This is a genomic window from Flavisphingopyxis soli (genome assembly GCF_007995095.1).
Taxonomy (GTDB): Bacteria; Pseudomonadota; Alphaproteobacteria; order Sphingomonadales; family Sphingomonadaceae; genus Flavisphingopyxis; species Flavisphingopyxis soli.
Map to the genome: position 1 here is coordinate 317,333 of NZ_VOPY01000002.1, position 22,502 is coordinate 339,834.

At 64.4% G+C, this 22,502-nt stretch carries 21 protein-coding genes; 11 read left to right on the top strand and 10 right to left on the bottom strand.

The features are described from left to right. The first annotated feature begins 151 nt into the window (after window positions 1–151). The gene (locus tag FSZ31_RS08225) at window positions 152–1,726 is read left to right on the top strand and encodes a phosphoenolpyruvate carboxykinase (protein WP_147122887.1); all 1,575 of its coding nucleotides are present in this window, start codon (window positions 152–154) and stop codon (window positions 1,724–1,726) included. 134 nt (window positions 1,727–1,860) lie between these two features. Here FSZ31_RS08225 and FSZ31_RS08230 read toward each other — a convergent pair whose 3' ends face one another. The 3 genes from FSZ31_RS08230 to FSZ31_RS08240 form a co-directional block, all read right to left on the bottom strand. After that, a complete protein-coding gene (locus FSZ31_RS08230; protein WP_147122888.1) occupies window positions 1,861–2,244 on the bottom strand; it encodes a DUF3597 domain-containing protein in 384 nt (127 codons plus the stop codon). Between the two features lie 118 nt (window positions 2,245–2,362). Beyond that, the gene (locus tag FSZ31_RS08235) at window positions 2,363–2,842 is read right to left on the bottom strand and encodes an NfeD family protein (protein WP_147122889.1); all 480 of its coding nucleotides are present in this window, start codon (window positions 2,840–2,842) and stop codon (window positions 2,363–2,365) included. After that, window positions 2,842–3,831: an SPFH domain-containing protein gene (locus tag FSZ31_RS08240; protein WP_147122890.1), complete on the bottom strand. Its 990-nt coding sequence runs from the start codon at window positions 3,829–3,831 to the stop codon at window positions 2,842–2,844. Before FSZ31_RS08240 ends, FSZ31_RS08235 begins: the two co-directional genes overlap by 1 nt. A gap of 69 nt (window positions 3,832–3,900) precedes the next feature. Between FSZ31_RS08240 and FSZ31_RS08245 the strand changes: the two genes are divergently transcribed. The 5 genes from FSZ31_RS08245 to FSZ31_RS08265 all read left to right on the top strand — a co-directional run bounded on the left by FSZ31_RS08245 (window position 3,901) and on the right by FSZ31_RS08265 (window position 9,640). Beyond that, a complete protein-coding gene (locus FSZ31_RS08245; RefSeq protein WP_236643729.1) occupies window positions 3,901–4,737 on the top strand; it encodes an HpcH/HpaI aldolase/citrate lyase family protein in 837 nt (278 codons plus the stop codon). Next, window positions 4,737–6,215: a M28 family peptidase gene (locus tag FSZ31_RS08250; RefSeq protein ID WP_147122891.1), complete on the top strand. Its 1,479-nt coding sequence runs from the start codon at window positions 4,737–4,739 to the stop codon at window positions 6,213–6,215. Before FSZ31_RS08245 ends, FSZ31_RS08250 begins: the two co-directional genes overlap by 1 nt. Window positions 6,216–6,323: 108 nt before the next feature. Then, on the top strand, window positions 6,324–7,781 hold the full coding sequence (gene guaB / locus FSZ31_RS08255; protein ID WP_147123256.1) for an IMP dehydrogenase: 1,458 nt from the start codon (window positions 6,324–6,326) through the stop codon (window positions 7,779–7,781). A 151-nt stretch (window positions 7,782–7,932) separates the two neighbouring features. Next, on the top strand, window positions 7,933–9,120 hold the full coding sequence (locus FSZ31_RS08260) for an RsmB/NOP family class I SAM-dependent RNA methyltransferase (protein WP_147122892.1): 1,188 nt from the start codon (window positions 7,933–7,935) through the stop codon (window positions 9,118–9,120). Window positions 9,121–9,139: 19 nt separating this feature from the next. Continuing rightward, window positions 9,140–9,640, top strand: a complete 501-nt coding sequence (locus FSZ31_RS08265; protein WP_161595987.1) for a tetratricopeptide repeat protein — start codon at window positions 9,140–9,142, stop codon at window positions 9,638–9,640. On the opposite strand, the gene rsmA is transcribed toward FSZ31_RS08265, so the two are convergent. The 4 genes from rsmA to FSZ31_RS08285 form a co-directional block, all read right to left on the bottom strand. Beyond that, window positions 9,641–10,477, bottom strand: coding sequence for a 16S rRNA (adenine(1518)-N(6)/adenine(1519)-N(6))-dimethyltransferase RsmA (rsmA, locus tag FSZ31_RS08270; protein ID WP_147122894.1), 837 nt, complete (start codon window positions 10,475–10,477; stop codon window positions 9,641–9,643). Then, window positions 10,474–11,472, bottom strand: a complete 999-nt coding sequence (gene pdxA, locus FSZ31_RS08275; protein WP_408021654.1) for a 4-hydroxythreonine-4-phosphate dehydrogenase PdxA — start codon at window positions 11,470–11,472, stop codon at window positions 10,474–10,476. The genes rsmA and pdxA overlap by 4 nt, the downstream gene beginning before the upstream one ends. 18 nt (window positions 11,473–11,490) lie before the next feature. Continuing rightward, window positions 11,491–12,822, bottom strand: a complete 1,332-nt coding sequence (locus FSZ31_RS08280; RefSeq protein ID WP_236643730.1) for a peptidylprolyl isomerase — start codon at window positions 12,820–12,822, stop codon at window positions 11,491–11,493. Window positions 12,823–12,927: 105 nt separating this feature from the next. Then, window positions 12,928–15,186 carry an LPS-assembly protein LptD gene (locus tag FSZ31_RS08285; protein ID WP_147122897.1) on the bottom strand — a complete coding sequence of 753 codons (2,259 nt, stop codon included), beginning with the start codon at window positions 15,184–15,186 and terminating at the stop codon, window positions 12,928–12,930. Between the two features lie 112 nt (window positions 15,187–15,298). Between FSZ31_RS08285 and FSZ31_RS08290 the strand changes: the two genes are divergently transcribed. The 3 genes from FSZ31_RS08290 (at window position 15,299) to FSZ31_RS08300 (ending at window position 17,846) form a co-directional block, all read left to right on the top strand. Further along, window positions 15,299–16,768: a leucyl aminopeptidase gene (locus FSZ31_RS08290; protein ID WP_147122898.1), complete on the top strand. Its 1,470-nt coding sequence runs from the start codon at window positions 15,299–15,301 to the stop codon at window positions 16,766–16,768. Window positions 16,769–16,883: 115 nt separating this feature from the next. Continuing rightward, window positions 16,884–17,306, top strand: coding sequence for a nucleoside-diphosphate kinase (gene ndk, locus FSZ31_RS08295; RefSeq protein ID WP_147122899.1), 423 nt, complete (start codon window positions 16,884–16,886; stop codon window positions 17,304–17,306). Between the two features lie 3 nt (window positions 17,307–17,309). Then, window positions 17,310–17,846 (top strand): GNAT family N-acetyltransferase, encoded by a 537-nt coding sequence (locus tag FSZ31_RS08300; RefSeq protein ID WP_147122900.1) that lies wholly within the window; start codon window positions 17,310–17,312, stop codon window positions 17,844–17,846. On the opposite strand, the gene FSZ31_RS08305 is transcribed toward FSZ31_RS08300, so the two are convergent. Genes FSZ31_RS08305 through purM form a run of 3 tightly spaced genes read right to left on the bottom strand, consistent with a single transcriptional unit; the run spans window position 17,843 to window position 20,477 of the window. Next, on the bottom strand, window positions 17,843–18,394 hold the full coding sequence (locus FSZ31_RS08305; RefSeq protein ID WP_147122901.1) for a hypothetical protein: 552 nt from the start codon (window positions 18,392–18,394) through the stop codon (window positions 17,843–17,845). The genes FSZ31_RS08300 and FSZ31_RS08305 overlap by 4 nt on opposite strands. 18 nt (window positions 18,395–18,412) lie before the next feature. Further along, window positions 18,413–19,369 (bottom strand): phosphoribosylglycinamide formyltransferase, encoded by a 957-nt coding sequence (purN, locus tag FSZ31_RS08310; RefSeq protein WP_268934274.1) that lies wholly within the window; start codon window positions 19,367–19,369, stop codon window positions 18,413–18,415. After that, window positions 19,359–20,477 (bottom strand): phosphoribosylformylglycinamidine cyclo-ligase, encoded by a 1,119-nt coding sequence (gene purM / locus FSZ31_RS08315; protein WP_147122903.1) that lies wholly within the window; start codon window positions 20,475–20,477, stop codon window positions 19,359–19,361. Before purM ends, purN begins: the two co-directional genes overlap by 11 nt. A gap of 61 nt (window positions 20,478–20,538) precedes the next feature. Between purM and FSZ31_RS08320 the strand changes: the two genes are divergently transcribed. Beyond that, the gene (locus FSZ31_RS08320) at window positions 20,539–21,852 is read left to right on the top strand and encodes a heavy-metal-associated domain-containing protein (RefSeq protein WP_236643731.1); all 1,314 of its coding nucleotides are present in this window, start codon (window positions 20,539–20,541) and stop codon (window positions 21,850–21,852) included. Next, on the top strand, window positions 21,849–22,502 hold the full coding sequence (locus tag FSZ31_RS08325; protein WP_236643732.1) for a P-loop NTPase family protein: 654 nt from the start codon (window positions 21,849–21,851) through the stop codon (window positions 22,500–22,502). Before FSZ31_RS08320 ends, FSZ31_RS08325 begins: the two co-directional genes overlap by 4 nt.

The window sequence follows — 22,502 nt, forward strand, 5'->3', positions numbered from 1 at the left end:
CCGATTCGAGGGATCGGGGGCAAGCGCCGCAAAATATTGGCTGCGTGCCTTTGACGTTTTCGGGCCAAACCACTAACCAGCGGCCAAGATGAGAGCGAGCGCCGGAGCGGTCGCCCCCGAGTCCGAAATCTTGCAAAAGGGCACGCCCATTATGATCGCCATCACTTTTCCCGCCGATACGCGCCGCAACCTCGGTACAGACGCGCTGATCGAAGAGGCGGTCGCCAATAACGAGGGGAAGATCGCCAAACACGGCGCGCTCGTCGTTGAAACCGGGCAACACACCGGCCGGTCTGCAAAGGACAAGTTCACCGTCCGCGACGCCGAAACCGAAGACACGATCTGGTGGGGCAAGACCAACGTCGCGATGACCCCGGCCCATTTCGCCGCACTCAAGGAAGACTTTTTCGCCGCGGTGACAAAGCTCGACAAGGCCTATGTCGCCGACCTGTTCGGCGGGTCGCAGGCCGAATATCGCGTCAATGTCCGCGTCATAAACGAGTTGGCGTGGCATAACCTGTTCATCCGCACGCTGTTGGTGCGACCGACCGCCGCAGAGCTCGACGGCTTCGATCCCGAATTCACCATCATCGACCTGCCGAGCTTTCGTGCCGATCCGGCGCGCCACGGCACGCGCGGCGAGACGGTGATCGCGGTCAACCTCACTGAAAAGCTGATCCTGATCGGCGGAACGAAATATGCCGGCGAAATGAAGAAGTCGGTGTTCGGCATTCTCAATTACCTGCTGCCACCGCAGGGCGTGATGCCGATGCACTGTTCGGCCAACATCGGTCCTGAAGGCGATACTGCGGTGTTCTTCGGCCTGTCGGGTACGGGCAAGACGACGCTCAGCGCCGACGCTTCGCGCACGCTGATCGGCGATGACGAGCATGGCTGGTCGGACACCGCTGTGTTCAATTTCGAGGGCGGTTGCTACGCCAAGATGATCCGCCTGTCGGCCGACGCCGAGCCAGAGATTTACGCGACGACGCGGATGCACGGCACCGTGCTCGAGAACGTCGTGATGGACGAAAACGGCGAGCTCGACCTCGACGACGCCAGCCTCGCCGAAAATACGCGCGGGGCCTATCCGCTCGAGTTCATCCCCAATACCTCGGCCGAGAACATGGGGCCGGTGCCGAAGACTGTCATCATGCTGACCGCCGACGCGTTCGGCGTGCTGCCGCCGATCGCGCGGCTGACGCCAGATCAGGCGATGTATCACTTCCTGTCGGGCTACACCGCAAAGGTCGCGGGCACCGAGATCGGCGTGACCGAGCCCGAAGCGACTTTCTCTACGTGCTTCGGCGCCCCGTTCATGCCGCGTCACCCCAGCGTCTATGGCAACCTCCTCAAGGAGCGTATCGCCAAGGGCGGCGTCACCTGCTGGCTGGTCAATACTGGCTGGACCGGGGGCAAATACGGCGTCGGCCATCGCATGCCGATCAAGGCGACCCGCGCATTGCTCAACGCCGCACTCGACGGCTCGCTGAGCAATGCCGAATTCCGCAAGGACCCGAATTTCGGCTTCGACGTGCCGGTTGCCGTGAAGGGTGTCGATGCAGCGATCCTCGATCCGCGCTCGACCTGGGACGATGCGGAGGAATATGACCGCACCGCGCAAAAGCTCGTGCAACTGTTCGTCGACAATTTCGCCGACTTCGAAGCGCATGTCGACGAGGGCGTCCGCCAGGCCGCCCCGCAACTGAGCGAAGCGACCAACTGACGCTCGGCGGTCCGGGCTGGAGAACTGCCTGGACATGCCCGACTTTTGGCTATGGCTATTAGAGGCAAGGCCCGGCGGACTTTCGTGGCGCCGGGCCTCGCCGCTCGTTCTTCTCTGCTGTTAATCGCCTTCGATTAGTCGAGCATGTCGGCCGGCACGCGCCCGCCGTTCTTTTCGAGCTCGCGCATCGTCGCCTTGTGCAGCCAGATGTTCATTTCGGCGCTGCCGTCGAGCGCGCCGGTATAGCCCAGTTCGCGGGCCAGCGCCTTGCGGTTGTCGAGGCTCGAATCGATCCCGACGAGTTTCATCAGATCGACGATCGAGCTGCGCCAGTTGAGATCCTGCTTGGTGTCGGCAGCCTTGGCGGCAAGCACCTGTTCGACGTCGACCGTCTGCGTGGCGGCAGAACTATCGGTTGCCGCGGGTGCCGTGCCGGTGAAGACTCCACCAGTGTCGGTCTTTGGCTCGGCCGCCTTGTGACCGAAAATGGCATCCTTGATGCTGCTGAAAATACCCATGAACCGTTCCTTCGAATTTCGAAATTGGCCTCGCAACCCGTTGTCGCAAGGCGTTTCGAAGGACCAACGTCTCTGCCCCGGGAAATATCCGCTCCGGAAAGACCGCGGGGGGAATCCTTCAGGATGGCGTAGCGAGGCTAGACGTCGAAGCCTGCAATGCTTCGACGATCAGGCAGCCGCCATCGGCACCGACGATGCGGACGCGCGCGCCGATTGCGCTGTCGGGCCCGCGCGCGGGCCAGACGCCGTCGGCGACCTTGACGCGGCCGCGCCCGTCGATGATCGGCGCGACGACGATGACCTCATCGCCGATCAATCGCGCGACGCGGTCGTTGAGCATGTCGTCCTCGGTTTCGACCGGATTGGCGAGATACCAGCTGCGCCCGGCATAGCCGCTGACCAGCGAAGCAACCGCGAAGACGATCAATTGCTGCGGCACGTCGATCGGCAGGACGAACGAGGCAAGCGCTGTGACTACAGCGGCGATCGCGATCCAGATGAAGAATACGCCCGGCGCGAGCATCTCGAGAATCGCGAGTGCGATCGCGGCGATCAGCCACCAGCCATAGGCATCGATAGCGGCAAGCCAGTCGCCCATCAGCCCTTGTCCCGTGCGACCGGCTGACGTTCACGCGTGATCGGGATCTGCGTACCCGACGAGCGATCCTCGCTCGCCGACTTGTCTCCGAAGGCATCGCGCGCAAGCTCGCCGATCCCGCCGAGCGTTCCGATCAGCTGCGTCGCTTCGACCGGGAAGAGGATCGTCTTGGCGTTGGGCGAGGTGGCGAACAGGCTGATCGCCTTCACATAATCCTGCGCGATGAAATAGTTGATCGCCGCCGAATTGCCGCCGGCGATGGCATCGGAGACGACCTTGGTCGCCTTGGCTTCGGCTTCGGCCTCGCGTTCGCGCGCTTCGGCGTCGCGAAAGGCGGCTTCCTTGCGTCCCTCGGCCTGCAGGATCTGACCCTGTTTCTCGCCTTCGGAGCGGAGGATTTCAGACGCGCGCGCGCCTTCGGCGTCGAGGATGTTGGCGCGCTTCTCGCGCTCAGCCTTCATCTGCCGCGCCATCGCGTTGACGATATCCTGCGGCGGACGGATGTCCTTGATCTCGATCCGCGTGATCTTGACGCCCCAAGGCGTCGTCGCGTCGTCGATCACCGACAACAGCCGGGCGTTAATCTCGTCGCGCTTTGACAGCGTCTCGTCGAGGTCCATCGACCCCATGACGGTGCGCAGGTTGGTCGTCGTCAGGTTCATGATCGCATTGTACAGGTCCGAAACCTCATAGGCCGCCTTGGCCGCATCAAGCACCTGGAAGAAGACGACCCCGTCGGTCGAGATCATCGCATTGTCCTTGGTGATAATCTCCTGCCCGGGGATATCGAGGACCTGCTCCATCATGTTGACCTTGCGCCCGACGCCGTAGAAGAACGCCGGGAAGAAGTTGAAGCCCGGGCGCGCGACGGTGGTGAAACGGCCGAAATATTCGATTGTGTATTGATAGCCCTGACGGACGATCTTGATACTCATCATCAAATATATGATGGCGAATACCGCAAAGGCGGCGGCGAGAATCTCGATCATGACAGTCCCCTATAGGATGGATTGTCGCTATTATGCGGCCTCGACGACGGGCTTCCAAGGAGAATCGAATTGATAATCGACGCTTTGTCCGCACTCGCGCCCGCGTCGGTGCTCTACGTTCCCGCGCACAAGCCGCGCGCGATCGCAAAGGCACGCGGTTCGGCCGCCGACATGATCGTCCTCGACCTGGAGGACGCGGTGCCCGCTGCCGACAAGGAGGCCGCGCGCGCAGCGGTGGCGCAGGCGCTGGTCGAGGGATTTGGCGCTATCGCGATCGCAGTGCGGGTCAATCGCGGCGTGGGAATGGCTGACGACCTACGCGCGCTCGCCGCGTCTCCTCCCGATTACATCGTCATTCCCAAGGTCGACCGACCCGCCGATCTGCCCGAAAACGCTCCCGTGCCGCTGCTGGCGATGATCGAGACGCCGCTTGGCGTGCTCGATGCGCGGGCGATTGCGGGCGATTCGCGCGTCGTCGGCCTGATCGCCGGGCTCAACGACCTCGCGCACGAACTGCATTTGCCCAGCGGCATCGACCGCGAGGCCCTGTCGCTGTCGCTGCAGGCGATCGTGCTCGTCGCGCGGGCGAGCGGCGTCTGGTGTTTCGACGGCGTGTGCAACGCGATCGATGACGAACCTTCGTTCGCTGCCGAAGCCCGCGCGGGCCATCGCCTCGGCTTCGACGGCAAGACCCTGATCCACCCGGCGCAGATTGCAGCGTGCAACGCGGCGTGGGCGCCAGACCCCGCCGCGGTCGAGGAAGCCCGCCGGATCGTCGCGCTCGATGGCCAGGGCGCACAGCGGTTCGAAGGCCGGATGATCGAGGATATGCACGTCGCAGCGGCGCGCCGGACGATCGCGCGCGCCGACTTGAATGCGCGCCGCGCTTGCGCCACTAGCGAGTGATGAACAGATACCTGATCGGGCCAGCATTTTGCGCCCTTTTCGCCCTCGTCCAACCTCATGCCGTTGCGGCAAAGGACCCGGTCACGCCAAGCCCGGTCAGCGAGGCCGAGCTGCGCGAATCGATCGCGGTGATGGCGAGCGATGATTTCGGCGGACGCGAGCCCGGCACTCCGGGCGAAACCAAGACGATTGCCTATATCGCCAAGGAATTCTCGAAAGCTGGCCTCGTGGGCGCCGCCGATGCCGCGGCGGGATGGCTGGCACCGGTCGATCTCGTCGAGACAGGCCCGGGCGCGAGTGCCTTTTCGCTGGCATCGCCCGACGACAAGCCCCGCCTGATCGGCGGCAAGGCATTATTGGCCAAGGATGACGGGATCAGCTTCTACAGCGCCGCACCGTCTCGCGAAGTCGTGTTCGACGGTATCGTCGAGCTGGGATCGGATGACGAACCCGCAACCGATCTGGCCGACAAGCTTGTTATTCTGGCAGCCGGCGACGATTTGCGCACAACGATGGCCGAAGTGACCAGGCTAGCGGAGCGCAAGCCCGCCGCCGTGCTGATCGCCGTCGGCGACCAGGCGGCATTCGATCGCGCGACAAGCTGGGTTGGCCGCTCGCGCACCACGCTCGCCAGTCAGGCCGAAGAGGGCAAGGACGCGATTACCGGCTTTGTCACCGGCGACGCGCTGAACGCGATCGATCAGGCCGTCGGGCGCGATGCTCGCGGCGGCTTCGTCCCGACCAAAGGGACGATCGCGACGCGCAACACGGTGCGCGATTACACGAGCTACAATGTTATCGCGAAGCTGCCGGGCAGAGATCCCGCATCGGGCGCGGTCATGTTCACCGGTCATTGGGACCATCTCGGGACCTGTCGCCCCGAGGGTGCGCCCGACCGGATCTGCAATGGCGCAGTCGACAATGCGAGCGGCATTGCGGTGCTGATCGCAGTCGCCAAGCGGCTCGCGCAGATGGGGCCATTCGATCGCGACATCTATTTCGTCGCGACGACGGGGGAAGAAAAGGGCCTGCTCGGTGCCTATGCGCTAAGCGAGAACCCGCCGGTGCCGCTCGACCGGATCGCCGTTGCGCTCAACATCGATACGATCGCGATCGCGCCGCGCGACGCGAAGGTGGCGATCATCGGACGGGGCAAGACCGACCTCGACCCCGCGATCGAACATGTCGCGCACACACTCGGTCGTTCGATCGAACGTAGCGACGAAGCCAATGCGTTCATCCGGCGGCAGGACGGCTGGGCACTCGCGCAAAAGGGCGTTCCGGCGCTGATGGTCGGTGGATCGTTTTCGGACATGAAACTGCTCGAATTCTTTCTGTCGGGCGATTATCACGGGCCCGGTGACGAGCTGACCGACGCGACGCCGCTCGGCGGCGCGGCCGAGGATGCCGACCTGCATGTCGCACTGGGCGCCTATTTTGCCGATACCGAGACCTATCGGGCAAAGCCGAAGGACTAGCCATCGCAGCGCTCCCCTAGCGCCGGAGGCCCTTACTGGTTACATGGGCCGCCACCAGACCGCCCACCGGGCGACAGCTAGCTAGAACAGGACGAAACCGTGGCGCATATCGACATTCCCCTTGGCCTGACCTTCGACGACGTGCTGCTCCAGCCGCGCGAATCGGACATGCTGCCGAGCGAGGCGGACCTGTCGACCCAATTGACGCGCGACATCCGGCTCAATCTGCCGATCCTGTCGGCGGCAATGGATACGGTGACCGAGGCCGACATGGCGATCGTCATGGCTCAACTTGGCGGTATCGGCGTGCTTCACCGCAACCTGAGCGAAGCCGATCAGGCGGCGGCTGTCGCGCTCGTCAAACGCTTCGAATCGGGCATGGTCGTCAATCCGATCACGATTGCGCCCGACGCGCCGCTGTCGCAGGCGCAGGCGCTGATGGCCGCGAACAAGATTTCGGGCATCCCGGTGGTCGAAGCCTCGGGCAAACTCGTCGGCATCCTCACCCACCGCGACGTGCGCTTCGCCGAAAATCCGCGCCAGCCGGTCCACGAACTGATGACCAGCGAAAATCTCGCGACGGTCAAGCCGGGCGCGGGCCAGGACGAGGTTCGCCGCATCATCCACAACCGGCGGATCGAGAAACTGCTCGTCGTCGACGACGATTTCCGCTGTGTCGGCCTGATCACCGTCAAGGACATGGACAAGGCGGTCAGCTATCCCAATGCGACCAAGGACGAGGCAGGGCGCCTGCGCGTCGCCGCCGCCACGACCGTCGGCGACAAGGGCTATGCCCGCGCCGAGATGCTGATCGATGCGGGCTGCGATGTCATTGTTGTCGATACCGCGCACGGCCATAACCGCAGCGTCGGCGAAGCCGTTGCGCGAATCCGCTCGCTGTCGAACGCGGTTCAGATCATCGCTGGCAACGTTGCCACCGCCGATGCGACGCGTGCGCTGATCGATGCCGGCGCCGACGCAGTCAAGGTCGGTATCGGACCGGGTTCGATCTGCACGACGCGCGTTGTCGCGGGTGTCGGCGTGCCGCAGCTCACCGCGATCCTTGATGCCGCATCGGTGGCCAATGAGGCTGGCGTGCCGATCATCGCCGATGGTGGCCTCAGGACCTCGGGAGACATTGCCAAGGCGCTTGCCGCCGGCGCGTCGGCGGTGATGGTCGGTTCGTTGCTCGCCGGGACCGCAGAGGCCCCGGGCGAGACGTTCATCTACCAGGGGCGCAGCTACAAGAGCTATCGCGGCATGGGATCGGTCGGCGCGATGGCGCGCGGATCGGCCGATCGCTATTTCCAGCAAGACATTACCGACCAGCTCAAGCTCGTTCCCGAAGGGATCGAGGGCCAGGTGCCGTACAAGGGCACCGCGCGCGACGTCGTCCATCAACTTGCCGGCGGCGTGAAGGCGGCGATGGGTTATACCGGTTCGCGCACACTCGGTGACCTCAAGGAGCGCGCGCGCTTTGTGCGGATCACCAATGCGGGCTTGCAGGAAAGCCACGTCCACGACGTGTCGATCACGCGCGAAGCACCGAACTATCCGACGCGCTGATGATCTTTTTTGCGATGAATCGGGCCAGCAAGCAGTCCCTTCGCGCGGCACCGGCCCGCGCCGTCTCCCGACCTCCCATAGTATATCCTGATCGGGTGGTCGGGAGGGGGCGCGGGCCGGTGCCGACTTCGCCGGCAGGCGAAAAAGACTCATGACCCCGCAGGCACGCGTACAGGCGGCGATCGAAATCCTCGACGAGGTCGTCACTGCCGCGCGCGGCAATGGCGCCGCTGCCGACACGATCGTCGCGCGCTATTTCAAGACGCGGCGCTATGCCGGGTCGAAGGACCGGCGCGGCGTTCGCGACCTGGTCTATCGCGCGATCCGCACCTTCGGCGAACCGCCGGCTACGGGCCGCGCGGCGATGATCGGCCTCGCAAAGGACGACGCCGATATTTCGGCAAGTTTCGGTGCGAGCGGCCATGCCCCGCCAGCGATCGGCGACAGCGAGATCGCGACAGAGCCCGCTCTCGTTCCCGCCTGGCTACGCAAGCGACTGCCCAAATGGCTCGACGACGCCGAACTCGCGGCGCTGCTCGACCGCGCGCCGCTCGACCTGCGCGTCAACCGGCTCAAGAGCGACGTCGCCACGGTACGCGAGGCGTTTCGCGAGGCTGAACCGATCGCGGGTCTCGCCGACGGCCTGCGCCTGCCACACGGCACGCGCGTCGATGACCGCGCCGCCTATCAAGACGGGCTCGTCGAGATCCAGGACGCCGGTAGCCAGCTGATCGTCGAAGCATGCGCCGCAAAACCCGGCGAGACCGTCGTCGACCTGTGCGCCGGAGCCGGCGGCAAGACACTCGCGCTCGCCGCCGCGATGAACGGCGAGGGCCGGTTGATCGCCTGCGACGCGATCCGCTCGCGCTTCGCCCCCTTGCCCGATCGCGCAGCGCGCGCAGGTGCGACCCTCGAGATGCGATTGCTCGACATGAACCGCGAGCACGAGGCGCTGGGCGATCTCGTCGGCACCGTCGATCTCGTCCTGGTCGATGCGCCGTGTTCGGGTACGGGGACATGGCGGCGCAATCCCGAATCGCGCTGGCGCATTACGCCCGCGATGATCCGCACCCTCGCGAACGAACAGGCGCGCCTGCTCGATATCGCCGCGTCTTTGGTCAAGCCCGGCGGACGGATCGTCTATGCGGTCTGCTCGCTCGTTGAAGAGGAAGGACCCGACCGCGTCGATGCCTTCCTCAGCCGCCATTCAGGCTGGTCGCCCGACGATGCCGGTTCGGCTGGCCGTCCGGCGGGGGCGGGCAGAGTGCTCAGCCCCGCGCATGACGGTTGCGACGGATTCTTTTTCGCCGCATTGAAGGCGAATGACGCGTCCGCTTGATTTGACCTGGGAGACAATAATGCGTTTCACCCCCGCCGCTTTCGGTGCTGCCCTGATCCTCGCGACGGTCTCGACCGCATCGCTTGGCGCGCCGCCGGCCGAGCCGATCAAGCCTGGTTCGATCGCGCTCGCCGAGGCAGGCCATGCCGCGCTCGTCGCGGGCAGGACAGACGAGGCAAACGACCTCTATGTCAGCGCGCTGGCGGTCGATCCGCGTAATGCCGCTGCCTATGTTGCCTTGGGCCAGATCGCCGAAGCGGAAAATCTCAACGGCAGCGCGATCCGCTATTATCGCGACGCGCTCGCGCTCGCGCCTGATAATCGCGACGCGATTGCCGGCGAAGGGTCCGCGCTCGCTGAAAAGGGCGCGATCGATCGGGCGCGCGAATCGCTGGCCAGGCTCAAGAAGCTGTGCCGCACCAATTGTCCGCAAGTTGCGACGCTCGAGCGCGCGATCGCGGCCGGACCGCGTCCCGAAGCGGTCGCCGTCAAACCCGCGGGCGACACCCAGAAAAACTGATCAGCCGGCCTCGACCGCGCGCGCAATGGCGATGAATTCCGCGATCGTCAGCGTCTCGGCGCGGCGATCGCTGGCAATATCCGCCGCTGCCAGCGCCTCGATGCCGCCGGGCAGGGCCTTCATCGCCTGACGCAACATCTTGCGACGCTGACCAAATGCCGCCGCGGTGACACGCGCCATCGTTTTGGGGTGGATTCCGCCCGGAGCCTCGCTTGGCTCGATCAGGACGACCGCCGACATCACCTTGGGCGGCGGGGTAAAGGCCGACCGATGGACTGGCAGCGCGATCTTGGCAGTGCTGCGCCACTGGGCGAGGACCGACAGCCGCCCATAGCTTTTCGATCCCGGCGCGGCGCAGATGCGCAATGCGACCTCGCGCTGGAACATCAATGCCATCGATGTCCATTGCGGCGGCCATATCTCGCTTTCGAGCCAGCGGGTGAACAAAGCGGTGCCGATATTGTAGGGCAGGTTGGCGACGATGTGGCACGGCGCGTCGCCGAACACATCGGCAATACCGATCTTGAGCGCGTCGCCTTCGATCACGCGTAGCCGCCCATCCGAAAATTCGTCGAGTTCGGCCAGCGCGGGGATGCAGCGGCGATCCTGTTCGACCGCGACGACATTGGCCCCGGCGCGGAGCAGCGCGCGCGTCAGGCCGCCGGGGCCGGGTCCAACTTCGAAGAGGTTACGCCCTTTGAGGTCGCCGGGGATCGCGGCGATGCGATCGAGCAGCTGTTCGTCGCACAGGAAATTCTGGCCGAGCGCCTTGGTCGCCTTGAGCCCGTGGCGGGCAATGACGTCGCGCAGCGGCGGCAAAGCGCCGCCGGCGTTCATCCGCGGGCCGCGGCGCGGTGAAGCGCCATCTGTTCTGCCATCTTGATCGCCGCGATCATCGCGCCGGGGTGCGCCTGGTTGTGTCCGGCGATCTCGAACGCGGTACCGTGATCGGGCGAGGTCCGAACGATCGGCAGGCCGAGCGTCAGGTTGACGCCCTCGTCGAAGAACAGCGTCTTGAGCGGGATCAGCGCCTGGTCGTGATACATGCACAAGGCCGCGTCATAGGTTGCACGGTGACGCGGCGTGAACATCGCGTCGGGCGTATAAGGCCCGCTGGCATCGACGCCTTCGGCGCGCAGGCGTTCGATTGCCGGCGCGATGACGGTCTGTTCCTCGCTGCCCAACGCACCGTTTTCCCCAGCGTGCGGATTGAAGCCGGCGACTGCGAGCCGCGGGCGATCGATGCCGAAGCTGCGGCGCAGGCCGCGGACCGTCGCATGCGCACGCGCAACAATCAGGTCGACGGTGAGCAGGTCCGACACCGCTGCCAAGGGCACGTGCGTGGTGACCGGAACGACGCGCAGATCGCCGCCTGCCAGCATCATGACCGCATTGGTTTTCGATACACCGCAGCGTTCGGCGATGAACTCGGTCTGCCCCGAATGGGTATAGCCGACCTGGTAGAGCTGATGCTTCGATACCGGCGCGGTGATAAAGCCGCGCGCGCCGCCCGATCGCGTCAGGCCGGCGCCGATTTCAAGCGCGTTGAGTGCACATTGCGCGCCGTCGAGCGTCGGGTTGCCAGGTTGCACCGGATCGCAGCCGGGCAGGTGAATGATCGGCAAGCCTTCATTGAAGGCCTCGCTCGCCTCGTCGGCATTGTCGATCCGGACGACCGGTCCGTCCCAGACCGCCGCGAGCGAGCCGATATCGCCAACGGCAAAGAACGGCGGCAGCGACTCGCGTTCGCGCGCGAGCCATGCCTTGACCGTAATCTCGGGACCAATACCGGCGGGGTCTCCCAGCGATATGACGAATGCTTTCGTCTGCATCATCGGGTTCCCGTGCCTTCAGCTATACTGGATCAGCGCATCGAGCCTCAGGTCGCGCAAATAGCGTTTAGCGCGCTTGTCGATCTTGTCATTGAGCAGCTGTTGCTCAACCACACTGGCGCTCGGTGCGGCAACGTCTGACGGGGTCTCGCGACCGCACAGGACGAGAACGCTGATTCCCTCTTTCTGCGATCCGAACGGCTGTGTGGCGCGGCCAACGGCTAGTGTCGACAGCGTCGTCTGCAGTTGCGCGGGAAGGTCGCGCATCGCGACATCTTCGCGACTGACCACCTTGGCGTCGAGCTGCGCCGCAGCCGCATCGACGCTACCGCAGCCATTGAGCTGCTGCGTTGCAGTCACGAATTTGGCCGCCATGGCGTTGCCTGTTTCGGGTGTCGTGCCAGGGGGGAATGCCATCGTCATCTGTTTCAGGCTGAGAACGGCGTCGCGTGCATCGGCCATCAGGATGCGTTTTACATCGACCAGATAGACGATGGAGAAGCCCCCGGGCACTTCGATCGGACCGGCCAGTTGACCGGGCTGCAGCTGTGCCGCGGTTTCGGCGAGCGATGCCGGAAGCTGATCGAGGCGGACATAGCCGAGATCGCCGCCGACGACCGCGGTCGACGCTTCGGAAAACTGGCGGGCGAATTCGCCGAACGAGCCTCCCTGCTTGATTTTCTCGACGATACGTTCGGCGTTGTCGAAAGTCGCCTGCGCGGTTTCGGGGCTGGCCGAGAGGTATATTTCGGCGAGCCGGTATTCGGCCGTCCCCTTGGCGAGTTTCATCCGGTCGATGATCGCCTGGACTTCTTCGGTACTGACGCTGGTAAACGGTTCGACTTTGCGGCCGAGCAAGCGATCCCACGCCATTTCGGCGCGCAATTGCGAGGCAAGTGACACCGATGACGAACCGTTGGCGGCGAGCGCCTTGGCGAAGGCTTGCGGAGTCTGGCCGTACTGCGCCGCGACCTGGTTAAATCGGGCAAGCACTTCTTCGTCGCTAACGACGATGTCGTTGGCCTTGGCTTCCTGAATCTTGAGCTTTTCATCGACCAGCGCGCTGAACACCTGAACCTTGAGCTGTTCGCTCTCCTCGGGTGAGAGCTTTGCGTTGTTGACGAACGCGAACAGCGCGGTGCGCTGGTCGATGTCGGTCTGGGTAATGATTTCGCCATTGACCCGTGCGGTCGGGCGATAAACGTTAGGATCGCTCGCCGCCGAAGCATCCGCCGCGGCGGCGCCGGTTGCGCGCTCGTCGATCGTGGTTTGGGCCAGTGCAGCAGCGGCTAGAGCACAGCAGGAGGTGCCGAGCACAACCTTCGCCACCACGAAATTCATCGAACGCATAAACATTTCCATTTCCAAGCGGAGAGAAAACTCCCGCAGATGATCGCCTATTATCAACGCTCAGGCTGAACCCCCCATGAGCGCCACTGGCCGCGCAGCAGTGTCCTACACGCCGAGATTGCGGAATGCCAGTCTGAGCAGGAAGCTGTTACCCCGCTGGGCATCGCCGATATTCTCGTAATCGCGGCGCCAGGTGAGGCCAAATGTGACGCAGTCGTCCTCATAGGCGATGCCGATGCGGTGGCGGACCGGCGCATAGCCGTCGGACAGCGATGCCGGGTCGTCACGTGGACCGGTCAGGTCGACGATCGCCGAGCCGAACACCGACCAGTAGCGGGCGAAGGCGACCCGGGCCCCTGCGCGCAGTTCCTCGCGGTCCGCCAGATCCTCGGCGAACTGGCTGATGTCGCGGTTAAGGCGAAGATAGCCGACCGTTGCGTATGTCCTGCGCGATCCGATGGTCAAGTCGACCTCGTTGCGACGCACCGCCAGGTTGTCCTTGTCGAGGCGAAAGCGGTAGGTCAGCCGCAACTTGTCGCCATAAGCGGCGCGCAGTCGCCCAACGACATCGGAAAACCGGTCCGACAGGCCGGTTCCGTCGGGAAACAGCACCGGGCTGTTATCGAGCCGATAGCTTTGTGCAATCATCGCGTTGATCGAAAGCGACGGGCGATCAAAGGCCCATTCGACGCCGTAGGTTACCCGCGCATTCTCTTCGTAGCGATCATAGCCGGGGAAACGGTTGAGGCTGAAGATATTGGTATCTTCCAGGTCGAAAGCCCGCGAATCCTCGTTGGGAATCTCGATGTTCCTCACCGGCGGGGTCGCAACAATCTGAACGCGTGGGGTGATGCGCTGGACGCCGCCATAGAGTGATCCGACGAAGGGCCATTGAACATCGAGTGCGGCGGTGGCGATGCCGCGCGTCTGCCAGCCCGGTTGGCCGCGGTAATCGATCACCGGAGTGAGCAGGTTCTGGTCGCTATGATAAACGTCGCCACGCGCCAGTCCGGTGATGGTGACGAGTTGCCCCATCGTCGTCAGTCGGCGCAGGTTCCACTGCGCGCTGGCAAAGGCGCGCTGGGTATCCTGCCCGTCGGTCCGCAGAATCGAAAGGCTGTTGGCCTGGAGTTCGATCAGGCCGCCCAACAGCGGGTCGGCAAGCCGCTTGCGATAATCGACGATCGGCAGAGCGATCGGCTGTCGCCCTTGTGAATCGCCAAGTCGCAACGTCTGGACAGCCCAGCCCGCAAGCGAGAAATAGCTCGATGCGGCGACCCGCTCGACATTGATCGTCGAGCGCAGCCGGTCATCGCGGCTGATGTCGTAGCGCCGCAGGAATGTGCGATCGCTCGCCGCGCGCAGCGACGCCGACACGCTCCATTGCGGATCGATCTGGAACCGACCGCTGGCCTCGGCATAGCCGCGAAGGTCGCGCTGGGTGCTGGGCGTCAGACCGGTCAACGGGATGCGCTGGCCATAGGTCACGTAGCCGCGGGCGCGGTAGGCGCCGAGAGCGTTGAGCGCGCGATATTCGACACCGAGCATCGGATTGGCGTTGGTATAGAGATAGGGTGTGACGGTCGCATCGCGATTGGGAGCGAGGCGGAAATAATAGGGCACGCTCAGTTCGGCGCCGTTGACCCGGTCGATGCCGATGGACGGGACCAGCAATCCGCTCTTGCCCTCATTGCCGATGCTGTTCGACAGGAACGGTAACGGGATCAGCGGCAGGCCGAACAGCTCGACGCGCGCGCCATCATAGCGCAACCGGTCGTGCGCCTTGTCATAGCGCACCCGGGTCGCCTTGATTTGCCAGCTCGGCTGCTTGGGGCAGCCATCGGCATCGGTTACGGGGCAACCGGTATAGGCGGCGCGGTTGAACACCATGTCGCCATTGGCAAAGCGTTGCCCGCTGTTCGCCGCGATCCGGCCGCCCTGTTCGAACACGACGAGCAGGTTCTCGACCATGCCGTCGCGCAGGCTGTCGGTCAGGGTGATGCGGTCGCCATAAGCGGTATCGCCCGCCGGGCTGGTGATCGCGACATTGCCATCGGCGACGATTTCGCCGCTCTTGCGATCCCAGCTGACGCTGTCGGCGCGCAGCCGGTAGCCTTCGCGCGCCAGATAGACCTCATCCGTTGCGGTCACGCGGTCGGCGCCGCTGTCATAATCGAGCTGCCCGGCGTTGAAGCTGATGGTTTCCTCCTGCGCCGCATCGGGCGCGGGCGGCGAAGGATCGGCGGTAGCTTGGGTGGCCGGAAGCTCGGCCTCGTCGGGGCGCGACAGGTCCTGGCCCAGCGCTGGCTGGCTCAAGGCCAGCACGCTGGCAGCCGAAAGAAGCGAGACTGTCCGGACTGGCACATCGAACTCCGTGAATGGGCCGCAGGCTCGGCCTTACCCTTTGCAACCCGCGTAGCTTCGCCCTATCTGCGTCGAGCCATTCAATCAACAACGCCGTCTTGAGGTTACCCAAATGAAATTCTCCTTCGCCGCTTCCGCACCATCTTCGGTCGATGCCGTCGCCTATCCGATCGCCCGCGACGGACTCGACGCCGCGGCTGGACGCCTGCCCGAGAAATGGAGCGGTCTGGTGCGCTCGGCGGCGCGCGCGGCGCGCTTTGACGGTCGGCGCAACGCGACGTTCGAAACCTCGGTCGGCGAAGGCGATGGTTCGCAACGGCTGATCCTCGTTGGCATCGCCAAGGGCGAACCGGCCGATCTAGAGGCTGCCGGCGGCGCGCTGGTCGCGCGCCTGCTGACCTCGGGCGTCACCTCGCTCGCTGTCGATTTTTCCGGCTCGCAGCTGTCCGACGGCGACATCGCCCGTTTCCTGTCGGGCATGCAGCAGCGCGGCTGGCGCATCGATACCTATCGCACGCGCATGAAGGAGCGCGACAAGCCGACGCTGACCGACATCGTCGCCGTCACGCGCAACGGCAAGTCGCCCGCCCAATGGGCCGAATTCGAAAGCCTCTATGAAGGCATTGCGCTCGCTCGCGAGCTGGTCTCGGAGCCCGCCAACATCCTCTATCCCGAAAGCTTCGTCGAACGCTGCCGGCCGATGACCGATCTTGGCGTCGAAATCGACGTGCTCGACGAAAGCCAGATGAAATCGCTCGGCATGGGCGCGCTGCTCGGCGTTGCGCAGGGGTCGGTGCGGCCGCCGCGCCTGCTCGTCATGCGCTGGAACGGCACTGGCGATGACGCCGCCAAGCCCGTCTGCCTGGTTGGCAAGGGCGTCACCTTCGATTCGGGTGGCATCAGCCTCAAGCCCGGACCTGGCATGGAAGACATGAAATGGGACATGGGCGGGGCCGCTGCGGTTGCCGGCGCAATGCGCTCGCTCGCTTCGCGCAGGGCCAAGGCGCATGTCATCGGTATTTGCGGGCTGGTTGAAAACATGCCCGACGCCAATGCACAGCGACCCGGCGACATCGTCTCGTCGATGTCGGGACAAACGATCGAAGTGCTCAACACCGACGCCGAAGGCCGTCTCGTCCTCTGCGACGCGCTCCACTGGGCGCAGAAGACCTACGCGCCTGACACGATCGTCGATCTTGCGACGCTGACCGGCGCGATGATCGTTGCGCTCGGTCACGAACATGGCGGACTGTTCTCGAACGACGACGGCCTCGCCAATGCACTGTTCGCGGCGGGCCAGGATACCGGCGACAAATTGTGGCGACTGCCGCTGTCGCCGGCGTACGATAAACTGCTCGATTCGCCGATTGCCGACATCAAGAACATCGGCCCGCGCCAGGCGGGCTCGATTACCGCTGCGCAATTTCTCCAGCGTTTTATCGAACCCGGCGTCAAATGGGCGCATCTCGATATCGCCGGAATGGTCTTCTCGGACAAGGACGGGCCGACCTGGGCGAAGGGCGCGACGGGCTATGGCGTCCGGCTGCTCGATCGCTTCATCGCTGCAAACCACGAAGGCTGAGGCGCACGGGGCGGGCGAGTCCCGCCTTGCAGCGCGGCGCGTTCACGGCTAGTGGGCCGCGCAAGCGCGCCCGTGGCGCGGCTTTTTCCGATTCATCCGACAGTGGAGCATTATCATGGCGGTTACCCGCACGTTTTCGATCATCAAGCCCGACGCAACGCGCCGCAACCAGACCGGTGCCGTGACCAAGATGCTCGAGGAAGCCGGCCTGCGCGTCGTCGCCTCGAAGCGTATCCAGCTCAGCAAGGAACAGGCCGAAGGCTTCTACGCCGTCCACAAGGATCGCCCTTTCTACGGTGAGCTGTGCAATTTCATGACGAGCGGCCCGGTCGTCGTCCAGGTCCTTGAGGGCGAGGATGCGGTCAAACGCAACCGCGACATCATGGGCGCGACCAACCCCGCCGATGCGGCTCCCGGCACGATCCGCAAGGAGCTCGCCGAATCGATCGAGGCCAATTCGGTCCACGGTTCGGATTCGGAAGAGAACGCCGCGACCGAAATCGCGTTCTTCTTCAACGACGACGAAATCGTCGGCTGAACGATGCCGGCTGCGCCCGCCATCGCCGTACGCGAGGCGGGCGCAGCCGACGCAGGCCTGCTCTCGCTCGTCGCGGGGGCGACCTTTCTCGAATGGTTCGGTGATTCAATCCCGGGCCCCGATATCCTCGCGCACTGCAGCAATGTCCTGAGCCCCGCGGCGTTTCGCGATGCGCTTGCCAAGCCGCGCACGCGCGCCTGGCTCGCCGAGATCGCCGACACCGGTGCACCGGTCGGTTATGCACTCATCTGCGATCCCGATTTGCCAATGGCGATCGAACCGGGCGATCTCGAACTCAAACGCATTTACCTCCTCAGCCGTCGCCACGGCAGCGGGGCGGCGCGCGCGATGATGGACTGCGCGATCGATGCGGCGCGCGCTGCGGGAGCACCGCGCCTGCTGATCGGCGTCTACGACGAGAACTGGCGCGCGCACGCTTTCTATGAAAAGTGCGGTTTTGCCGTTGTCGGCGAGCGTGAATTCACTGTCGGCAGCGCGACCTATCACGACCTGATCTTCGCCCGATCTTTAGGATACTAATAATTCAATGGCGGTGAAGCGCCGTCGAACATCAAATCCTCTTCTACATCTATTCCTGTTCCAGCAGACGCGGCCCCCGATTTGGAAATCTTATTCCTGCCAACCTCTTCTTGAACGAATGATACGAACATTCTCGTATGATCACAGCTAATCCAACTGAGTTTCTTCAAATCTGTGTCAGCAGCAGCGGCCAATTGGCACATTTGGCAATTTGCAACCAAGCTGTCTAAAATTCTTGGACGAAGGCCGCGATAAGCTGGTGGCTTGTCACTACCAAAGTCACTTTCTGTATTTTTGAAGAATATTCTACCACGCTCAACCTGCACAGATGATCGTGTTCGAAGTTCGCTAAAAATATGCTTTTGCTCCACGTTGATACCATTTTGCGAGCAAAATTCGATTAATAAATATGTTCTTTGCATGATGTCTATCGATTCACACCCCCAGGCCAATATCTCATCTTGGCGTGTTTCTTTGCTTTTCCATGCCAGAAATGTAAACAGCAGCGCAGCCGCCGCAATCAAAGATGAAAGTATTTCAACAATCATTGGTGGGTTATTCCTTATTTAGAATTGATCAGCGGCATCGATCAGCTTGGTCAGCCGCTTGGGCGCCACCGATCGCCAGCTGCGCGCAACCCACTCGGCGATCGCGTCCCAGTCGGTATTTCCGATATCGAGCCTGATCCCGATCCAGCCATCGCCGAAATAGGCGGGGCGGAAATAGCGCACATTGTCACGTTCGATCAGCATCGCCTGTTCTTCGATCCCGCTGATCTTGACGAGTAGGGCGATCCGCCCGTCGCCGTGATGATCTGCGGTGAACCAGGCGAATTTCTTGCCTTTGACGATGCCGAAACAGGGCATTCCGTGCGACAGCGTTTCCTCGGCCTCGGCCTGTTCCATCGCGATGGCGCGCACCTTGTCGAGCAGGAAGGCAGGATCTCTTTCGCGCCCGACATAGGCGGCGAGCGTGCGGCTGTAGAGCTGGTGCTCGGCGATGCGGATGCGCGCGGCGAGCGTTTCGGGTGTGTCGCCGGCCAGGATGGCGACCTCGGTCTGGCCAAGCACGGGGCCGTCGTCGAGCTCGGGCGTGACGATGTGGACGCTGCAGCCGGCATGCGTATCGCCTGCGTCGATCGCCCGCGCGTAGGTGTCGAGACCCTTGTACTTGGGCAGCAGCGAGGGATGGATGTTGAGCATCCGTCCGGCCCAATTGGCGACGAACTCGCTCGACAGCAGGCGCATATAGCCCGCCAGCGCGACATAGTCGGCGCGTGCCTCGCGCAATTGCGCGTCGATCAGGGCATCGAATGCGGCGCGTTGCATCCCCTTGTGCGAATGGGCGAAGGTCGCGATGCCCTCGGCCTTGGCGAGTGCGATTCCTGCCGCATCGGGGTCGTTCGACGCAACCAGAACGATCTCATACGGGCAATCGGCCTGTCTCGCGGCATAGACGAGCGCCGCCATGTTGGTGCCCGCCCCCGAGATCAGGACGGCAACGCGGGCACGTTCAGCCGTTATGGCTCGCGCTCCACGCGTCGGTGCTGCCCCAGCTTCCCGCTGGACCGGTGACCGTGCAGCCACGTGATCCGGCGCGAACCTCGCCGATCGTGTGGACGGTCTCGCCCGCCTCGCTCAGCGACTGCGAAACCGCATCGACCTCGCCCGGCGCGACGAGCAGCACCATGCCGATGCCGCAATTGAACGTCCGCGCCATCTCGTCGGGCGCGATGCTGCCCTCGTTCTGGAGAAAGCCCATGATGCCCGGCTGCGCCCAGCTGCCCGCATCGACATGCGCGTGGAGCCCCTTGGGCAGGACGCGCGGGATGTTTTCGGTGAGGCCGCCGCCGGTAATGTGCGCGAGCGCGTGGATGCGGCCAGACCGGATCAGCGGCAACAGGCTCTTCACATAGATCCGCGTCGGCGCGAGCAGCGCGTCGAGCAGGCTTTGGTCCGGATCGAACGGGGCAGTGGCGTCGAGCGCCCAGCGCTTGTCGCTCGCCAGCCGCCGGACGAGCGAATAGCCGTTCGAATGAACGCCTGAAGAGGCTACGCCAATCAGGACATCGCCCTCCGCAACATTGGCGCCGGTCAGCTGTTCGCCGCGCTCGACCGCGCCGACGCAAAAACCGGCAAGATCATAGTCACCGGCGGCATACATGCCCGGCATTTCGGCGGTCTCGCCGCCGATCAGCGCGCAGCCTGCCTGCTTGCAGCCATCGGCGATGCCCGCGACGACGGTCTCGGCAACGCCGGTGTCGAGCTTTCCGGTGGCGAAATAGTCGAGGAAGAATAGCGGTTCGGCGCCCTGGACGATGAGGTCGTTGACGCACATCGCGACGAGATCGATGCCGATCGTCTCGTGCCGGCCCGAATCGATCGCCAGCTTGACCTTGGTGCCGACGCCGTCGTTCGCCGCGACGAGCAACGGATCGGCATAACCGGCCGCGCGCGGATCGAAAAATCCGCCGAATCCGCCGAGATCGGCATCGGCGCCGGGCCGTGCAGTCGACCGCGCGATCGGTCCCAGCGCGCGCACCAGCGCGTTGCCCGCGTCGATCGAAACCCCCGCCTTGGCATAGCTGTAGCCGCTGTCGGATGTGTTCTGGGGGGTCTCGTCTTTGCTCATGCGCGGCTGGTTAGCGACTTCGCGCTTGGATTTCCACGTCGTTGTCGCCAAAAGGACGCGCGTGACCTCGCTTTTATCCACTCCATTGGCCGCCACGGCGGGCCAGACCGGGCGCCTCGGCGCTTTTTCGCGCAATCGCCGCGCCTTGGCGGTCGCTCTCGGGGCTTTGGCGCTGCTGCTTGCGGTCGCTGCCTGGGCACAGATTGCGGGCGATCGCGGCATCGCGCCGATCAATTCGAGCGCCGATTTCGCGGTCGAAGGCATTTTCGTCGATACGACGGGCAAGACCGCGATCGAGGCACGCGACAAGGGCTGGCGCGAGGCGCAACGGCTCGGCTGGGAGAAATTGTTCAAACAGACGCATGCCGGTGCGGCCGCGCCCAAGCTCGATGACAGTGCGCTCGACGGGATCGTCAGCGCGATCGTCGTCGAACACGAACAGATCGGCCCCGGCCGCTATATCGCCACGCTCGGCGTCCAGTTCGACCGCGCCCGCGCGGGGCAGATCCTCGGCGTCAGTGGCCAGATTCGCCGCTCGCCGCCGTTGCTCGTCATCCCGATGACGTGGATCGGCAACATGCCGCAGGTGTTCGAAAGCCGGACCGACTGGCAACGCGCCTGGGCCCGCTTCCGCACCTCGGAAAGCGCGATCGATTATGTCCGCACCGACGGGTCGGGCATTGATACCCTCCTGCTCGATGCGGGCCAGACCGGGCGCCGCAGCCGTATCTGGTGGCGTGCGATCCTCGACCAATATGGCGCGGCCGACGTCCTGATTCCTTCGGCGCGGCTCGAATTCGCCTGGCCGGGCGGGCCGGTTACCGGCCATTTTGCGGCGCGACATGGCCCAGACAACGTCCTCATCGACAGCTTCGTTCTCAAGGTCGATTCGGCCGACAAGATCCCTGCCATGATGGCCGCCGCCGTCGCGCGGATTGATAAGATCTATGTCAGCGCGCTGGCGAGCGGATTGCTCAAGGCCGACGCGTCGCTAATCGTCGAAAAACCGGTTGAGGCGAAAGACGTGCCCGAAGCGAAGGAAGAGACGCCCGCCGACGGCGCGACCACCGGCCCCGGTACGGCTGACAGTCCGAGCGGAGACACGCCCGCGCCGCCGCCCGCGGCCAACCTGACCAGTTTCAATATCCAGTTCGATTCGCCAGACGCCGCTGCCGTCCTTGCCACCGAACGTGCCGTCGCCAGTGCCGCCGGCGTGGCATCGGCGACGACGACCAGCGTCGCGCTCGGCGGCACGTCGATCATGCGCGTCGGCTACCGCGGTGATCTTGCGGGCCTGCGCGCCGCGCTGCAGTCGCGCGGCTTTACCGTTCAGGAGGGCGGGGGCACCTTGCGGATTTCCCGTGGCGGCCGGTGACACGCACTTTGCTCGCGACCGACCAGCTCGCGCTACCGCTCGACTGGACCGGTCATCGTGAAGGCGCGGGCGAGGATTTCCTCGTCGGCAGCAGCAACCAGACCGCGGTCCGGCACCTCGAACATCATGCGACCTGGCCGGTGCGCGCGAGCGTGCTGACCGGACCGCGTGGCTCGGGCCGGACGACGCTGGCGCATCTGTTCGCCCGATCGACCGGTGCCGAGGTGATCGATCCGGTCGCGGGCGTGACCGACGACGCGATCTTCCATGCCTGGAATCGCGCGCAGGAGCTGCGCCGTCCGTTGCTGCTGGTCAGCGATACCCTGCCGGCCTCGTGGCCCGTCGCGCTGCCCGATTTGCGGTCGCGGCTGATGGCGGTCCCCGTCGCGACGATCGGCGAGCCCGACGATGACCTTGCGCTGTCGCTGATCGAGCGGCTGTTCGCCAAGCGCGCGACACCGATCGCACCTGAATTGCCTGCGTTTCTCGTGGCCCGGATCGAGCGCAGCTATGATGCGATCCACCGCGTCGTGCGCCTGCTCGACGAGGCGGCGCTCGCCGAACGCAAGCGGGTCGGCACCCGCATGGCACGCGCCACGCTGGCGGCGGCCGCGGTCGAGGGATTCGCCGAGCGCGACGGAGACATGTGA

Coding starts and splice junctions, on each gene's coding strand:
- FSZ31_RS08225 (WP_147122887.1), top strand. CDS start 152: ATGATCGCCATCACTTTTCCCGCCGATACGCGCCGCAACCTCGGTACA.
- FSZ31_RS08230 (WP_147122888.1), bottom strand. CDS start 2,244: ATGGGTATTTTCAGCAGCATCAAGGATGCCATTTTCGGTCACAAGGCG.
- FSZ31_RS08235 (WP_147122889.1), bottom strand. CDS start 2,842: ATGGGCGACTGGCTTGCCGCTATCGATGCCTATGGCTGGTGGCTGATC.
- FSZ31_RS08240 (WP_147122890.1), bottom strand. CDS start 3,831: ATGATCGAGATTCTCGCCGCCGCCTTTGCGGTATTCGCCATCATATAT.
- FSZ31_RS08250 (WP_147122891.1), top strand. CDS start 4,737: ATGAACAGATACCTGATCGGGCCAGCATTTTGCGCCCTTTTCGCCCTC.
- FSZ31_RS08260 (WP_147122892.1), top strand. CDS start 7,933: ATGACCCCGCAGGCACGCGTACAGGCGGCGATCGAAATCCTCGACGAG.
- FSZ31_RS08265 (WP_161595987.1), top strand. CDS start 9,140: ATGCGTTTCACCCCCGCCGCTTTCGGTGCTGCCCTGATCCTCGCGACG.
- rsmA (WP_147122894.1), bottom strand. CDS start 10,477: ATGAACGCCGGCGGCGCTTTGCCGCCGCTGCGCGACGTCATTGCCCGC.
- pdxA (WP_408021654.1), bottom strand. CDS start 11,472: ATGCAGACGAAAGCATTCGTCATATCGCTGGGAGACCCCGCCGGTATT.
- FSZ31_RS08280 (WP_236643730.1), bottom strand. CDS start 12,822: ATGCGTTCGATGAATTTCGTGGTGGCGAAGGTTGTGCTCGGCACCTCC.
- FSZ31_RS08290 (WP_147122898.1), top strand. CDS start 15,299: ATGAAATTCTCCTTCGCCGCTTCCGCACCATCTTCGGTCGATGCCGTC.
- ndk (WP_147122899.1), top strand. CDS start 16,884: ATGGCGGTTACCCGCACGTTTTCGATCATCAAGCCCGACGCAACGCGC.
- FSZ31_RS08300 (WP_147122900.1), top strand. CDS start 17,310: ATGCCGGCTGCGCCCGCCATCGCCGTACGCGAGGCGGGCGCAGCCGAC.
- FSZ31_RS08305 (WP_147122901.1), bottom strand. CDS start 18,394: ATGATTGTTGAAATACTTTCATCTTTGATTGCGGCGGCTGCGCTGCTG.
- purM (WP_147122903.1), bottom strand. CDS start 20,477: ATGAGCAAAGACGAGACCCCCCAGAACACATCCGACAGCGGCTACAGC.